The sequence below is a fragment of the Klebsiella sp. KE9456 genome, from assembly GCF_043832615.1.
Classification (GTDB): Bacteria; Pseudomonadota; Gammaproteobacteria; order Enterobacterales; family Enterobacteriaceae; genus Klebsiella; species Klebsiella indica.
Map to the genome: position 1 here is coordinate 326,537 of NZ_JBDYQK010000001.1, position 15,561 is coordinate 342,097.

At 54.2% G+C, this 15,561-nt stretch carries 10 protein-coding genes; 9 read left to right on the forward strand and 1 reads right to left on the reverse strand.

Annotation, left to right across the window (positions count from 1 at the left end; genetic code table 11):
• Positions 1–2: 2 nt before the first annotated feature.
• The 5 genes from ABK821_RS01495 (at position 3) to ABK821_RS01515 (ending at position 6,200) form a co-directional block, all read left to right on the forward strand.
• Entirely contained in the window at positions 3–446 is a 444-nt protein-coding gene (locus ABK821_RS01495; protein WP_138360076.1) for a flavodoxin, read from the forward strand.
• 485 nt (positions 447–931) lie between these two features.
• Complete coding sequence (gene gudP / locus ABK821_RS01500) at positions 932–2,281, forward strand: galactarate/glucarate/glycerate transporter GudP (protein ID WP_138360075.1); 1,350 nt, start codon at positions 932–934, stop codon at positions 2,279–2,281.
• A 5-nt stretch (positions 2,282–2,286) separates the two neighbouring features.
• Entirely contained in the window at positions 2,287–3,627 is a 1,341-nt protein-coding gene (locus tag ABK821_RS01505) for an enolase C-terminal domain-like protein (protein ID WP_138360074.1), read from the forward strand.
• Positions 3,628–3,648: 21 nt separating this feature from the next.
• A complete protein-coding gene (gene gudD / locus ABK821_RS01510) occupies positions 3,649–4,989 on the forward strand; it encodes a glucarate dehydratase (RefSeq protein ID WP_138360073.1) in 1,341 nt (446 codons plus the stop codon).
• Positions 4,990–5,060: 71 nt separating this feature from the next.
• Positions 5,061–6,200, forward strand: a complete 1,140-nt coding sequence (locus ABK821_RS01515) for a glycerate kinase (RefSeq protein WP_308563203.1) — start codon at positions 5,061–5,063, stop codon at positions 6,198–6,200.
• A gap of 31 nt (positions 6,201–6,231) precedes the next feature.
• On the opposite strand, the gene barA is transcribed toward ABK821_RS01515, so the two are convergent.
• Positions 6,232–8,973 (reverse strand): two-component sensor histidine kinase BarA, encoded by a 2,742-nt coding sequence (barA, locus tag ABK821_RS01520; RefSeq protein ID WP_308563206.1) that lies wholly within the window; start codon positions 8,971–8,973, stop codon positions 6,232–6,234.
• Positions 8,974–9,095: 122 nt separating this feature from the next.
• On the opposite strand from barA, the gene rlmD reads away from it, so the two are divergent.
• From rlmD to pyrG, 4 genes are all read left to right on the forward strand, one after another.
• Positions 9,096–10,451 (forward strand): 23S rRNA (uracil(1939)-C(5))-methyltransferase RlmD, encoded by a 1,356-nt coding sequence (gene rlmD, locus ABK821_RS01525; RefSeq protein ID WP_142502535.1) that lies wholly within the window; start codon positions 9,096–9,098, stop codon positions 10,449–10,451.
• Between the two features lie 63 nt (positions 10,452–10,514).
• Entirely contained in the window at positions 10,515–12,752 is a 2,238-nt protein-coding gene (gene relA / locus ABK821_RS01530; RefSeq protein ID WP_343178345.1) for a GTP diphosphokinase, read from the forward strand.
• A gap of 110 nt (positions 12,753–12,862) precedes the next feature.
• Complete coding sequence (mazG, locus tag ABK821_RS01535; protein ID WP_138360068.1) at positions 12,863–13,654, forward strand: nucleoside triphosphate pyrophosphohydrolase; 792 nt, start codon at positions 12,863–12,865, stop codon at positions 13,652–13,654.
• 227 nt (positions 13,655–13,881) lie between these two features.
• Positions 13,882–15,519: a glutamine hydrolyzing CTP synthase gene (gene pyrG, locus ABK821_RS01540; protein ID WP_138360067.1), complete on the forward strand. Its 1,638-nt coding sequence runs from the start codon at positions 13,882–13,884 to the stop codon at positions 15,517–15,519.
• The last annotated feature ends 42 nt before the right edge of the window (positions 15,520–15,561 follow it).

Genomic DNA, 15,561 nt, shown 5'->3' on the forward strand with positions numbered 1-15,561 from the left:
TCATGGCAGAAGTTGGCATTTTTGTCGGCACGATGTATGGAAATTCACTGCTGGTCGCCGAAGAGGCGCAGGCCGTTCTGAGTGGACTGGGACATCAGGCGACGGTCTTTGAAGATCCGGAGGTCAATGACTGGGAATCATATACCGGGAAATATGCGCTGGTCGTGACATCAACCACCGGGCAGGGGGATTTACCGGATAATATTGTGCCGTTGTACGAAGGTATCAAAGATATGTACCAGCCGCATTTGCGCTATGGCATTATCGCCCTTGGCGATAGCACTTACGCCAACTTTTGCGGCGGCGGCCTGAAGTTTGATGCGTTATTGCAGGAGCAGGGCGGCACGCGCGTTGGCGACATGCTAAAAATTGACGCCAGCGAACACCCGGAGCCTGAAAGCGTCTCGAACCCCTGGGTAGAGCAGTGGGCGACGCTGCTGGATTAATTAAAGTTTCGCCCTCTCCCTACGCAGAGGGCGTCTCTTTTCACGCATTTTCAATGCCAGTAGCCGGATTAACGGTCAAAAAGAGTGTAACAATTTTTCACCCTATCAGCTTCAGGCGTTTGCCTTAAAACCGCTTCGATAGCAGGGCCTTTTCCGGGCTATTTCACCGGGTCAAGAGAGTTAATTCACACTCCTGTCGTTTGCGTCGTTTTTTTCACCCCTGACCAGGCGCGGCTTTTCATTTCCGTGAACTATCCCCCATCCTCTCAGGCATAAGCCACAAATCAGATTAATCATCGCCGCAAAAGCTGTGTATTTGCACGGTGAGCCAACTCGCCCCTCTTTTTATACTTTTCCTGCCAGTGACAATGCAGTGCCAGATATAACGAAAATTATGAAAAAACACCCACACGTCATTCTGAGTACCCTACAGGTTGTGCTGTTCAGAATGAATGTAGCTAACGCTATGATTCAGGAGTGCAACAATGAGTTCATTAAGTCAAGCGGCGAGCGGCGCTGAAAAGCGCACCAATGCTCGCTACTGGATAGTGGTGATGTTGTTTATCGTCACATCCTTCAACTATGGTGACCGCGCCACGTTATCCATTGCCGGTTCGGAGATGGCCAAAGATATTGGCCTCGATGCGGTTGGTATGGGCTACGTCTTCTCTGCGTTTTCATGGGCCTATGTTATTGGTCAGATCCCAGGCGGCTGGTTACTTGACCGCTTTGGTTCAAAACGCGTCTACTTCTGGTCCATTTTTGTCTGGTCCATGTTCACTTTGCTGCAGGGCTTTGTTGATATCTTTAACGGCTTCGGCATTATCGTCGCGCTATTTACCCTGCGTTTCCTCGTAGGGTTAGCCGAGGCGCCTTCCTTCCCCGGCAACAGCCGTATCGTGGCGGCATGGTTCCCGGCGCAGGAGAGGGGAACGGCGGTCGCTATCTTTAACTCCGCGCAATACTTTGCCACCGTTATCTTCGCGCCGATCATGGGGTGGTTGACCCATGCGGTGGGCTGGTCGCACGTGTTCTTCTTTATGGGCGGTCTCGGGATCATTATCAGCTTTATCTGGATGAAAGTCATTCATGAACCTAACCAGCATCCAGGCGTAAACCAAAAGGAACTGGAGTATATCGCCGCGGGCGGCGCGCTGATCAATATGGATCAGCCCGGCGCGAAAACGAAAGTGCCGTTCAGTGTGAAGTGGGGGCAAATCAAACAACTACTGGGGTCACGCATGATGATTGGCGTGTATATCGGCCAGTACTGTATCAACGCCCTGACCTACTTTTTTATTACCTGGTTCCCGGTCTATCTGGTGCAGGCGCGCGGCATGTCGATTCTGAAAGCGGGTTTTATCGCTTCGGTTCCGGCCATCTGTGGCTTCGCGGGCGGCGTACTTGGCGGGATCATTTCCGACTGGTTGATGCGCCGGACAGGTTCGTTAAATATTGCGCGTAAAACGCCAATTGTCATGGGCATGCTGTTGTCGATGGTGATGGTGTTTTGTAACTACGTTAGCGCTGAGTGGATGGTCATCGGTTTTATGGCGCTGGCCTTCTTCGGTAAAGGTATCGGTGCGCTGGGCTGGGCGGTGATGGCGGATACTGCGCCGAAAGAGATCAGCGGCCTGAGCGGCGGTCTGTTTAATATGTTCGGCAATATCTCCGGCATCGTCACGCCAATTGCGATTGGCTATATCGTTGGCGCCACGGGCTCGTTTAAAGGTGCGCTGGTCTATGTCGGCGTTCATGCGCTGGTTGCGGTACTGAGCTATCTGGTGCTGGTGGGTGATATTAAACGCGTTGAACTGAAACCTGTCAGAGGATAAGGATAATGACAACCCAATCGAGTCCCGTTATTACTGATATGAAGGTCATTCCGGTGGCCGGGCACGACAGCATGTTACTTAACATCGGCGGCGCGCATAACGCCTATTTTACCCGCAATATCGTGGTGCTTACTGATAACGCCGGGAATACCGGCGTTGGTGAAGCGCCGGGCGGCGAGGTGATATATCAGACGTTGGTGGATGCGATCCCGATGGTTTTAGGTCAGGAAGTTGCTCGCCTGAATAAAGTGGTTCAGCAGGTGCATAAAGGCAACCAGGCCGCTGACTTTGACACCTTTGGTAAAGGCGCCTGGACCTTTGAGCTACGGGTGAATGCGGTCGCGGCGCTGGAAGCCGCGCTACTGGATTTGCTGGGCAAAGCGCTTAACGTGCCGGTCTGCGAACTGTTAGGCCCGGGTAAGCAACGTGATGCGGTCACCGTTCTGGGCTATCTCTTCTATGTGGGCGATCGTACAAAGACCGATCTGCCCTACCTGGAGAGCACGCCGGGCAATCATGAGTGGTATCGTCTGCGTCATCAGGAGGCGCTGAACAGTGACGCGGTGGTACGTCTGGCGGAAGCCTCACAGGATCGCTACGGCTTTAAAGATTTTAAACTGAAAGGCGGTGTGCTTCCCGGCGAGCAGGAAATCGAAACCGCCCGCGCGCTGAAAAAACGTTTCCCGGATGCGCGTATTACGGTCGATCCTAACGGTGCCTGGTTGCTCGATGAAGCCATCTCCCTGTGCAAAGGGCTGAATGATGTACTCACGTATGCTGAAGATCCGTGCGGCGCCGAACAGGGTTTTTCAGGCCGCGAAGTGATGTCTGAGTTCCGCCGTGCGACGGGGTTACCGGTGGCGACCAACATGATTGCCACCAACTGGCGCGAAATGGGCCATGCGGTGATGCTAAACGCGGTGGATATTCCGCTGGCCGATCCGCACTTCTGGACGCTCTCCGGCGCGGTGCGCGTGGCGCAACTGTGCGATGACTGGGGCCTGACCTGGGGCTGCCACTCTAATAACCACTTTGATATTTCGCTGGCCATGTTCACTCACGTCGGTGCGGCTGCGCCGGGTAAGCCCACGGCGATTGACACCCACTGGATCTGGCAGGAGGGCGATTGCCGCCTGACGAAGCAGCCGCTGGAAATTAAGAGCGGAAAAATTGCCGTGCCGGATGCGCCAGGTCTCGGCGTCGAGCTCGACTGGGAGCAGGTTAACAAAGCGCATGAAGCGTATAAAAAACTGCCCGGCGGCGCGCGCAATGACGCAGGCCCGATGCAGTACCTGATCCCTGGCTGGACTTTTGACCGTAAACGTCCCGTTTTCGGCCGTCACTGATTGTGTCATAAGGATAGAATGATGAGCACACAATTTACTACCCCGGTTGTGACCTCCATGCAGGTGATTCCGGTTGCAGGCCACGACAGTATGCTAATGAACCTGAGCGGCGCGCACGCCCCGTTCTTCACGCGTAATATTGTGGTGATGAAAGATAACGCTGGTCATACTGGCGTTGGCGAAATTCCCGGTGGCGAGAAAATCCGTAAGACTCTGGAGGATGCCATCCCGCTTGTAGCAGGTAAGACGCTGGGGGAATATAAAAACGTACTGAGCGCCGTGCGCAATACGTTTGCCGATCGCGATGCGGGCGGTCGCGGTTTGCAGACCTTCGATCTGCGTACCACTATTCATGTGGTGACCGGGATTGAAGCGGCAATGCTTGATCTGCTGGGGCAGCATCTGGGCGTGAACGTGGCGTCACTGTTAGGAGAGGGTCAGCAGCGTAGTGAAGTAGAAATGCTGGGCTACCTGTTCTTCGTTGGCAATCGTAAAGCGACGCCGCTGCCCTACCAGAGCCAGCCGGATGAGAAGTGCGACTGGTATCGTCTGCGTCACGAGGAAGCGATGACGCCAGATGCGGTTGTTCGCCTGGCGGAAGCGGCATATGAGAAGTATGGTTTTAATGACTTTAAACTGAAAGGCGGCGTGCTGGCCGGGGAAGAAGAAGCGGAATCAATTGTCGCGCTGGCGAAACGCTTCCCGCAGGCGCGCGTGACGCTGGATCCAAACGGCGCCTGGTCGCTGAATGAAGCGATCAAAATCGGCAAATATCTGAAAGGCGCCCTGGCCTATGCGGAAGATCCTTGCGGCGCCGAGCAGGGTTTCTCCGGGCGTGAAGTGATGGCTGAATTCCGTCGCGCCACCGGGCTGCCGACGGCGACCAACATGATTGCCACCGACTGGCGTCAGATGGGGCATACGTTGTCGCTGCAGTCCGTGGATATTCCACTGGCGGATCCGCACTTCTGGACTATGCAGGGTTCCGTCCGGGTGGCGCAGATGTGTCACGAGTTCGGTCTGACCTGGGGCTCGCACTCTAACAATCACTTTGATATTTCGCTGGCAATGTTTACTCACGTGGCAGCGGCGGCTCCGGGCAAGATCACCGCTATTGATACTCACTGGATCTGGCAGGAAGGCAACCAGCGTTTGACTAAAGAACCGTTTGAAATCAAAGGCGGGATGGTTCAGGTTCCGGCGAAACCCGGTCTGGGCGTAGAGATCGATATGGACCAGGTAATGAAAGCCCACGAGCTGTATCAGAAACACGGTCTCGGCGCGCGCGATGATGCCATGGGGATGCAGTACCTGATCCCGAACTGGACGTATGATAATAAACGTCCGTGCATGGTGCGCTAAGGACATGCCGGTCCCTGCGGGGCCGGTTTTTTTCCGCGGTGTGGGGTAAATGCTCATTTTAAGGACAGCTTATGAAGATCGTGATCGCGCCTGATTCATACAAGGAGAGCCTGAGTGCACTGGATGTTGCAACTGCGATAGAGCAGGGTTTCCGGGAGATTTATCCCGACGCGGAATATATCAAACTGCCGGTTGCTGATGGCGGCGAAGGGACTGTTGAAGCCATGGTGGCCGCCACGCAGGGATATCGGGTTGCGGTTACCGTTACGGGGCCGCTTGGTGAACCGGTGGCGGCTTTTTATGGGCTTTCGGGCGATAAGCAGTGCGCTTTTATCGAAATGGCGGCAGCAAGCGGCCTGGAAAGCGTACCCGCAGCGCAACGTAATCCGCTGTTAACCACGTCGTGGGGAACCGGTGAGCTTATTCGTCACGCCCTGGACGCAGGCGTTAAGCAGATCATTATCGGTATCGGCGGCAGTGCGACTAACGACGGCGGCGCAGGAATGGTGCAGGCGCTGGGCGCAAAGCTGTTGACTAAAGACAATCAGCAAATTGCCCCTGGCGGCGGCGCACTGGATAATCTGGCGCGCATTGATGTTAGCGGGCTTGATCCACGTCTGGGCGGATGTCGTATTGACGTTGCCTGTGATGTCACCAACCCGCTGACGGGGCCGCAAGGCGCGACGGCGGTATTTGGGCCGCAAAAAGGCGCAACGGCGGAGATGATCGTTAGCCTGGATAAGGGGTTGGCCCACTTTGCCGAGATTATCTATCGTGACTTAGATGTTGATGTGTTGAATCTTGAAGGCGGCGGCGCGGCGGGTGGTATGGGCGCGGGATTATATGCCTTTTGCGGGGCGAAACTGCGGCCCGGCATCGAGATTGTGACTGACGCTTTACATCTTGTTGATGTGGTGGCTGATGCGGATCTGGTGATTACCGGTGAAGGGCGTATTGATAGCCAGACTATTCACGGAAAAGTTCCGGTTGGCGTGGCGAGAGTGGCAAAACGCTATGATATCCCCGTGATTGGGATTGCCGGAAGCCTGACCGCGGATGTCGGCGTGGTGCATCAGCATGGCCTGGACGCTGTTTTCAGCGTCATTTACGCTATTTGTACGCTTAATGAGGCGCTGGAAAATGCGGCTGACAACGTGCGTATGACGGCAAGAAACATCGCCTCGGTACTGAAAATGGGGCAAATGTTATAAGTTTTCCCCGGCCTAACGCCTGGCCGGGGTTTTACATTCCCGTCAGCTTACACCCTTCTCGTGTGACGTTATTCATCTCATCCAGCAGTTCCAGAAGCTCGGGTTCCAGCGCTTCGGCAGCGGTGCCAGCGCGCAGTTGCCTCTCGATGGTCTGACATATTTTTTTCAGCCGCGGCACGCCGCTGTAGCTACAGCTGCCGTGGAGTTTATGAATCAAATCCAGCAAGCCTTCCGGATGTTCACCGACCAGTTGCTCCTCTACCGTATTACGGACTTCCGGCATAAAAGCGATGAGCATTTGTAGCATTTCCCGCGCCAGGTCCGGCTTCATCGCTGACTGGCGCAGCGCCAGTTGCCAGTCAAGAGTGACGTTATCATTAATGGGCATTTCGCTGGTGTGTGTCGCCGTATGCTTTCCCGGCTGGTAGCGAAGCAACAGGCTGTAGAGTTTATCTTCCTCAATAGGCTTCGCCAGATAATCGTTCATTCCCGCGCTCAGTAATTTCTCCCGCTGTCCTTCCAGCGCGTGTGCCGTTACGGCGATCACCGGCGTGTGTTGCTGATGAGGAATCTGGTGAATCAGTTCGCAGGCGCGGATACCGTCCATATCCGGCATTTGAATATCCATCAGAATCAGATCCTGCTGCGCGTCCCTGGCTCGTTCGACGGCGTGCTGCCCGTTATCACACAGGATGACGTGCTGAACCAGGTCTTCCAGTAGTGCGCCGATAAGCTTAAGATTCGCTGGATTGTCATCCACCGCCATCACCGTCATCGGCAGTTTTTTACTCTCTGAACGCGCTGGCAGGGTCGTGGATTGCGCCAGGCATGAGGCCATCAACGCAGGAAGCAAACGCGTTGAGGTCAGGGGTTTGAGTAAACACGCTGCGATGCCATTATGCTTCAGCGCTTCGGCACTTACCTGAGCGTGGCACGGTAGCGCCAGCAGCAGATGGTCGGCTAGCGTACAGGCTCTTTCCAGCTTATCGCGGTGCTGATTCAGATCGCGTATTGATACCGGAATACCGACCAACAGAATATCGTAATGAGCATCCGGTAGAGAGGCCAGGGTCGGGAAGTAGGCCACCTTCAGCGGCGTGGTTTCCAGTAGCTCCATCGTACACTGCGCCGCTACCGTATTCGCTTCAATATAGGCTAGCTTCTTTCCCTCCAGACAGTCGGTCGATACGCTGTCGGGAACCGCGTTAGGATTGAGATCGAGACTGATATGGAACCAGAATGTTGAACCGCGATTCGGCTGGCTATGGAAGGAGATATCTCCGCCCATCTCTCTTACCAGGCGCTGGGTGATGACCAGCCCCAGACCGGTACCACCATGACGACGGGAAATACTGGCGTCCGCCTGGCGGAATGCCTGAAACAGTCGCGATTGGTCGCGTTCAGGAATACCGATACCGGTATCGTGGATCTGTACTTCAATTTGCACTCTTGAGTTGCTGATATCGCGCTGTTCTACCCGTACGTCTATATTGCCGTGTTCAGTGAACTTGATGGCGTTACCGATGAGGTTGGTAATAATTTGCTGCAGGCGCAGCGGGTCGCCAATCACATTATCCGGCACATCATTTTTGATGCTCAGCGTCAGTTCCAGTCCTTTATCATGCGCCGAGTGTGCCAACAGTGTGACCACTTCATCCAGTGAATTGCGCAGCAGGAACGGAATACTTTCGAGAATGAGCTTTCCGGCTTCAAGCTTAGAGAAGTCCAGAACATCGTTAATGATGGCCAACAGATTGTTCGCTGAACGCTCAATCGTTGTGAGATGATCGCGCTGGGTGGTATTTAAATCGGTTTTCAGCGCCAGACGCGTAAAACCAATAACCCCGTTAAGCGGGGTACGCAGCTCATGGGACATATTGGCGAGGAATTCGGATTTAATCCGCGCCGCTTCCTGTGCGCGTTTTTTCGCCAGATCCAGCTCAACGTTCTGGATCTCCATCTGCTCAAGGGTTTCACGCAGATCGGACGTCGCCTGATCGACGTTATGCTGCATCTCCTCATGGTAGGCCGCCAGCGACATCGCCATGGAGTTAATGCCGTTTTTTAGCATATCCAGCTCACCGAGCATAAAGCCTTCAACGCGGCTATCAAGCTGCCCGCGACGAATACGATCAACGGTATTGACCATATTACGAATTGGCCCGGTGACGTCACGCATCAGCCGCCAGCCGAAGATCAGCGCGATACCGATACAGAACAGCATCATCACGCTGGAGATGAAAATCTCTTTATATTGCTGTAATCGTACCGATTTAAGATCCAGTTCAAGCGCCACATAGCCCAGCATATTATCCGGCATCTTAGCGTCACTCTCCGGTGATTCATCCGGTGAATAGCTTTCTGAGACAATAGGGGTGCGTAAAATCATCAAATCATCATGGCGAGTAACGCTTAAATGGCGGGGGAAGGGGGTACCTTCCGGCAACTGAAGCTCACCGGGATCGAGCTGAAAGTTGGAGGTGACAAACAGCCTGTTGTGCGAGTCATAAATGGAAATGGCCCGTACAATTTCGGAATGGCGGCGATGTAGCACGCTGATTAACTGCCCGATTGACTCGCGGTTTTGCAAATTCATGCCATATTCGCTGGAGACCGCCAGTGGTTCGATAATACTGGCTCCGGCATCTTCAAGCTGGCGCTGTAGATCGTTATAGCGGTGTGCGACGAAAAAAATACTGAGCAGCAAACCGATCAGGACGGTCGGCGCCAGAATAAGCATCATCATGCGGGCACGAAGGCTGTAGTTGGTCATGCGGTTCCATTATGGGAGAATAGACATATCATTCTTCAGGCGGCGAGCGTGTAGCTGGTGTGTCGCAACCTGAAGGAACGCATATTTTGAGTCAATATCTTTAATTGAGACATATCTCTACGATGGCGCAATTCTACTCTGCAAAACGGCGTGTGACGACGCGCCAGATCATACCTGTTACGGTAAATGACCTTGACCCTTTTGGCCAGGGTGTTGCGCGTCACCAGGGTAAAACATTATTTATTCCCGGATTATTGCCGCAAGAGCAGGCCGACGTTGTGCTGGTCGACGAGAAAAAACAGTATGCCCACGCTCAGGTTAAACGCCGTCTTAGCGATAGTCCACAGCGGCAGACTCCGCGCTGCCCGCATTTTGGCGTATGCGGCGGATGCCAGCAACAGCATGCCAGCATTGCGTTGCAGCAGCAGAGCAAACGCGCTGCGCTGGCCAGACTAATGAAGCGGGATGTTGATGAGATTATCGCCGGGGCGCCGTGGGGCTATCGTCGGCGGGCGCGTCTGAGCTTGAATTATCAGTCAAGGACCCAACAATTACAGGTAGGCTTCCGCAAGGCTAATTCAAATGAAATTGTCGATGTGGTGCAATGCCCTGTACTGGTGCCTGAACTTGGTGCATTGCTGCCTGCGGTGCGTGAATGCCTGTCAGGCCTACAGGGGGGTCGTCTGCTCGGGCATGTTGAACTGGTCCAGGCGGATAACGGCCCGTTGATGGTGTTGCGTCACACCGCTTCGCTCCCGGCGACAGATAAAGAAAAACTGGAACGCTTTTCGCAATCCCACGGGCTTGCGCTGTATCTCGCCCCGCAGAGCGAAATACTGGAACATATTCGCGGGGAGAATCCCTGGTACACATCGGACGGTCTACGCTTAGTGTTCAGTCCGCGCGATTTTATCCAGGTGAACGATGGCGTTAACCAACTGATGGTGCGCACGGCGCTGGCGTGGCTTGATATTCAGCCGCAGGATCGGGTGCTGGATCTGTTTTGCGGAATGGGCAACTTTACCCTGCCGCTGGCGAAGCGGGCGGCGCAGGTTGTCGGCGTTGAAGGCGTTCCCGCACTGGTGGAGAAGGGGCGAGAGAATGCGGCGCTGAATGGATTGCGAAATGTGACTTTCTTTCATGAAAATCTGGAAGAAGATGTTACCCGCCAGGCGTGGGCGAAGCATGGGTTTGATAAAGTGTTGCTCGACCCGGCGCGCGCCGGTGCGCCGGGCGTAATGTTACATATTATAAAGTTAGCGCCGCGTCGGGTGGTGTATGTTTCCTGTAACCCGGCGACGCTGGCACGCGATAGCGACGTTTTATTGCAGGCGGGATATAAAATTCAGCGCCTGGCAATGCTGGATATGTTTCCACATACCGGCCATCTGGAATCAATGGTGTTGTTTGAGCACGAGCTTACACAAAATCATTCGGATCGCATTGGGGCGGCGGAAGCCCGGGCTGATGCGGTTTGAAGAAAAAAGTGTAAAAGTTGAAGCTTGCCGACTTCGGCAGGCTGGTCCCTTAAGGAGAGGACAATGGTTGCGGTAAGAAGTGCACATTTAAATAAAGCTGGTGAATTTGACCCGAAGAAATGGATCGCGAGTCTGGGGATTTCCAGCCAGCAGTCGTGTGAACGCTTAGCCGAAACCTGGGATTATTGTCGAGAGAAAACGCAGGGACACCCGCAGGCGGAGCTGTTGCTATGGCGCGGCGTGGAGATGGTGGAAATCCTCTCCATGCTGAGCATGGATAGCGACACGCTGCGTGCCGCGCTGCTTTTCCCGCTGGCGGACGGTAACGTTGTCAGTGAGGAGATCCTCCAGGAGAGCGTGGGCAAGTCCGTCGTTTCCCTTATTCACGGCGTGCGGGATATGGCGGCGATACGCCAGCTTAAAGCCACCCATACCGATTCCGTTTCTTCTGAGCAGGTGGATAACATTCGCCGCATGCTGCTGGCGATGGTCGATGATTTCCGCTGCGTGGTGATTAAGCTGGCAGAGCGTATTGCGCATCTGCGTGAAGTGAAGGATGCCCCGGAAGATGAGCGCGTGCTGGCGGCTAAAGAGTGCACCAATATCTATGCGCCGCTGGCCAACCGTCTGGGGATTGGTCAGCTTAAGTGGGAGCTGGAAGATTATTGCTTCCGCTATCTGCATCCGGCGGAATACAAGCGTATCGCTAAATTGCTGCATGAGCGTCGTATCGATCGTGAACACTATATTGATGAGTTCGTTGGTAAGCTGCGCGCGGAGATGAAAGCCGAAGGCGTTAAGGCCGAGGTCTATGGGCGACCAAAGCATATTTACAGCATCTGGCGCAAAATGCAGAAAAAACATCTCGCCTTTGATGAACTGTTTGATGTCCGCGCGGTGCGTATTGTCGCTGAGCGCCTGCAGGACTGCTATGCCGCGTTGGGGATCGTACACACTCACTACCGTCATTTGCCGGATGAGTTTGATGATTATGTCGCCAATCCGAAGCCGAATGGCTATCAGTCGATTCATACTGTCGTACTTGGCCCGAGCGGCAAGACCATTGAAATTCAAATTCGTACCCGCCAGATGCACGAAGATGCCGAACTGGGGGTGGCTGCCCACTGGAAGTACAAGGAGGGAGCCAGCGCAGGCGTCAGCGGCGGACGAGGTTACGAAGATCGTATTGCCTGGCTGCGGAAACTGATTGCCTGGCAGGAAGAGATGGCGGATTCCGGCGAAATGCTGGATGAGGTTCGTAGCCAGGTCTTTGACGACCGGGTGTATGTTTTTACGCCGAAGGGTGATGTTGTGGATTTGCCGGCGGGCTCAACGCCGCTGGATTTTGCCTACCATATTCACAGTGATGTTGGCCATCGCTGCATCGGGGCAAAAATCAGCGGGCGTATTGTGCCGTTCACCTATCAGTTGCAAATGGGGGATCAGATTGAAATCATTACCCAGAAGCAGCCGAACCCAAGCCGTGACTGGCTGAACCCGAACCTGGGCTACGTTACGACCAGCCGCGGGCGTTCCAAAATTCATGCCTGGTTCCGCAAACAGGATCGCGACAAAAATATTCTGGCTGGACGGCAGATCCTTGATGACGAGCTTGAGCATCTGGGGATTAGCCTCAAGGATGCGGAAAAACACCTGCTGCCGCGTTATAACTTCAACGATCAGGATGAGCTGCTGGCGGCGATTGGCGGTGGTGATATTCGTCTGAATCAGATGGTTAACTTCCTGCAGGCGCAGTTCAATAAGCCAAGTGCGGCGGAACAGGATGCGGCGGCGCTGAAGCAACTGCAGCAGAAGACCTATACTCCGCAAAACCGCAGCAAAGATAATGGCCGCGTGGTGGTGGAAGGTGTGGGTAATCTGATGCACCATATTGCGCGCTGCTGCCAGCCGATCCCGGGGGATGAGATTGTCGGCTTTATCACCCAGGGGCGCGGGATCTCTGTGCATCGGGCGGATTGCGAACAGCTTGCGGAGCTGCAATCTCATGCGCCGGAGCGCATTGTTGACGCGGTATGGGGAGAAAGCTACTCGGCGGGGTATTCGTTGGTTGTGCGCGTCCAGGCTAACGACCGTAGCGGTCTGCTGCGGGATATCACCACCATTCTGGCAAATGAGAAGGTCAATGTGCTGGGGGTTGCCAGCCGCAGCGATACCAAACAGCAACTGGCAACGATTGATATGACCATTGAAATCTACAATCTACAGGTACTGGGTCGCGTGCTCAGTAAACTCAACCAGGTGCCGGATGTGATCGACGCGCGTCGCTTGCATGGTAATTAATCGCTTTCCAGGCCGGATAACGCATCAGCCGCTATCCGGCATTTTTTTACCTGATAAGGCCTGACGTGTCTTATCAGGCCTACGTTGGTGACAAATTTCAGGATTTTCACATGAATCAAATCGATCGCCTGCTTGGCATCATGCAACGTTTACGCGACCCGGAAAATGGCTGTCCGTGGGATAAAGAGCAGACGTTTGCGACCATCGCGCCTTATACCCTCGAAGAAACCTATGAAGTGCTCGACGCTATCGCCCGGGAAGATTTCGACGATCTTCGCGGCGAACTGGGCGACCTGCTGTTTCAGGTCGTATTCTATGCTCAGATGGCGCAGGAAGAGGGACGCTTTGATTTCAACGACGTCTGCGCGGCGATCGGCGACAAGCTGGAGCGCCGTCACCCGCATATTTTCGGTGATGCGTCCGCGGGCAACAGCAGCGAAGTACTGGCGCGTTGGGAGCAGATTAAAAGCGCTGAGCGTGCGGAAAAGTCACAGCACTCCGCGCTGGATGATATTCCCCATAGTCTGCCCGCGCTGATGCGCGCGCATAAGATTCAACGACGCTGCTCGGCGGTGGGTTTTGACTGGACTTCCCTTGGCCCGGTGCTGGACAAAGTGCATGAAGAGATGGATGAAGTGATGCACGAAGCGCAGCAGGCGGTGGTGGATGACGCTAAACTAGAAGAGGAAGTGGGCGATCTGCTGTTTGCGACGGTGAATTTATCCCGCCATTTGGGGGTAAAAGCTGAAGTCGCGCTGCAAAAAGCCAACCTCAAATTTGAGCGACGTTTCCGTGAAGTTGAGCGGATTATCGCCGCGCGCGGTCTGGAAATGACCGGCGTCGACCTCGATATCATGGAGCAGGTGTGGCAGGAAGTAAAACGCCAGGAAACTGATCTCTAAAGAGTTTTCGTGATCAAGCGCGATTTGTGTGATTTTTTAAATAACAAGCGCTTGATTTACGTCAAAAACATTTCGCCAAAAGCGGCTATTTTCTCACTCCCCGCGTTTGTGTGAGCCGGATGAAGAGGAGGGATAATGAAAGTTTGTGGCGTCACTCATGATCGGGTATACTGCTTTCCCGTCCTGGTTATTCCATCGTCTTTTAAACCTAACTTCTCAGGTTCAGCATGACAACGAACTATATTTTTGTGACCGGCGGGGTCGTATCCTCTCTGGGTAAAGGCATTGCCGCAGCTTCCCTCGCAGCCATTCTTGAAGCCCGTGGGCTTAACGTGACCATGATGAAACTGGATCCGTACATCAACGTCGATCCAGGTACCATGAGCCCAATCCAACACGGGGAAGTGTTCGTTACTGAAGACGGCGCTGAAACCGATCTGGACCTGGGCCACTATGAGCGTTTCATTCGCACCAAGATGAGCCGCCGCAACAACTTCACAACCGGCCGTATCTATTCCGACGTTCTGCGTAAAGAGCGCCGTGGCGATTATCTGGGCGCGACCGTACAGGTTATTCCGCACATCACCAACGCCATCAAAGAGCGCGTGCTCGCGGGTGGCGAAGGCCATGATGTGGTGCTGGTCGAAATTGGCGGCACGGTAGGTGATATCGAGTCTCTGCCGTTCCTCGAAGCGATTCGGCAGTTGGCGGTGGATATCGGTCGTGAAAACGCGCTGTTTATGCATTTAACCCTGGTGCCATACATGGCTGCTGCGGGTGAAGTCAAAACCAAACCGACCCAGCACTCCGTTAAAGAGCTGCTCTCCATCGGTATTCAGCCTGATATCCTGGTCTGCCGCTCCGATCGCGCGATTCCGGCGAACGAACGCGCCAAAATTGCATTGTTCTGCAATGTGCCGGAAAAAGCGGTTATTTCGATGAAAGATGTCGATTCCATTTATAAAATTCCAGGCCTGTTGAAATCTCAGGGGCTGGACGATTATATTTGTAAACGATTCAGCTTAAACTGTCCGGAAGCGAACCTGGCCGAGTGGGAACAGGTTATCTACGAAGAAGCGAATCCGGCAGGTGAAGTCACCATCGGGATGGTCGGCAAGTACATTGAACTGCCGGATGCCTATAAATCGGTGATTGAAGCGCTGAAACACGGTGGTCTGAAAAACCGCGTAACCGTCAACATCAAGCTGATCGATTCGCAGGATGTTGAAACGCGCGGCGTCGAAATTCTGAAGAATCTGGACGCTATCCTGATCCCCGGCGGCTTCGGCTATCGCGGAGTTGAAGGTAAGATTGCCACTGCGCGCTATGCGCGAGAAAACAATATTCCGTACCTGGGGATTTGTCTGGGTATGCAGGTTGCGCTGATTGAGTTTGCGCGCAACGTAGCGGGAATGGAAAACGCTAATTCCACGGAATTTGTGCCAGACTGTAAGTATCCGGTTGTGGCGCTGATTACCGAATGGCGTGATGAAGAAGGCAATGTTGAAGTACGTTCTGAGAAGAGCGATTTGGGCGGCACAATGCGCCTTGGGGCTCAGCAGTGCCAGCTCAGCGACGATAGTCTGGTGCGCCAGTTGTACGGTGAGCCAACCATTACCGAGCGCCACCGTCATCGCTACGAAGTCAATAATATGTTGTTAAAACCGATTGAAAATGCGGGCCTGCGCATTGCGGGCCGTTCCGGGGATGATCAGTTGGTCGAGATCATCGAGGTGCCGAACCATCCGTGGTTTGTTGCCTGTCAGTTCCATCCGGAGTTTACTTCGACGCCGCGTGATGGGCACCCGCTGTTTGCTGGCTTTGTGAAAGCCGCTGGCGAGTACCAGAAGCGTCAGGCGAAGTAAAAGAGTTAGAACGGCAATGCACCCATCAGGGTGCATTGTTTG